Origin of the sequence: Rhizobium sp. PDO1-076, assembly GCF_000247475.1 — a bacterium.
Lineage (GTDB): Bacteria > Pseudomonadota > Alphaproteobacteria > Rhizobiales > Rhizobiaceae > Allorhizobium.
Genome location: NZ_AHZC01000319.1, coordinates 1 through 905 on the forward strand (window position 1 = coordinate 1; position 905 = coordinate 905).

1 protein-coding gene is annotated in these 905 nt (G+C 58.7%); it reads left to right on the forward strand.

Features of this window, described 5'->3' with window-relative positions; genetic code table 11:
- Positions 1-636 precede the first annotated feature (636 nt).
- Positions 637-905: hypothetical protein (locus PDO_RS28830; protein ID WP_210161522.1), on the forward strand; the 269-nt coding region annotated here is incomplete at its 3' end.

Here is a 905-nt window from a genome sequence, read left to right on the forward strand (position 1 = left end):
TTTTCTGGTGATGGGGTGAGGACTGGTACAGCCGCAGCGTCTGCCGTAATCTTCGTGAAGATCGATGAAGGCAGGCACAGCGCCGACTGAACGGCTAATTCTACCCGGCGCCGCGCCCTACACCGTGCGGAACACGAATGCCGGGTTATTATGGCGCAGACGGGGCTTCGCGTCCATGTCATGACGACTGCCATGGAGCAGATGAGCATGATACCGGACGCTTCTTTCTGTGCGAGCGTTGTCGGGGTCAAGTGCTGATCTGCCGATGCTGCGACCGCGGGCAGATTTATTGTGCTGAAGGTTGCGCGCGTGTCGCCCGTGCCGAGCGCCGTCGGGATGTTGCCAGGCGGTATCAAACGAGCCGGAACGGCCGTTTCGCCCATGCGGCCCGCAGCCGCCGATATCGGGCAAACGAAGTTTTGCGCCGGGCCCGGCAAAAATAGTGACGCACCATGGTTCACTCGCCAGCGATGCCGATGTTGATGTGGTGGCGGCTTCGGTGACGACACCGAACGAGGCGTCTGACACTGCTGATACGCCGTCCTTGACCGAGTTTGCGATCCCTGAAGGCCCCGTCGGCTCGAAGCTGGGATTTTGGCCAAGTTGAAGAACGATTGGTGAACGTCAGGGTTTGACTTGCGCGTTGAGCAGCATAGTCACATTGTCGGCGGTAAACTTGAAGCCTCGGCGATCGGGAATACGCTCCACGGAGATTGGATATTTGGGCCGCCGCGGATCAATGCCCGTGATCCGGAAGCGCTCACTGCATATTCCAATGAAACCGGACGGCGATTCCGAGAATTGACCGGACGGCATCGTAAACTTAACGGAGGAAATGCCAGCGAAAGGCGCCATCCGGAGATATCTGTCATGCTCTTGCAATTTTCGCCCACAGGCTCATCGCC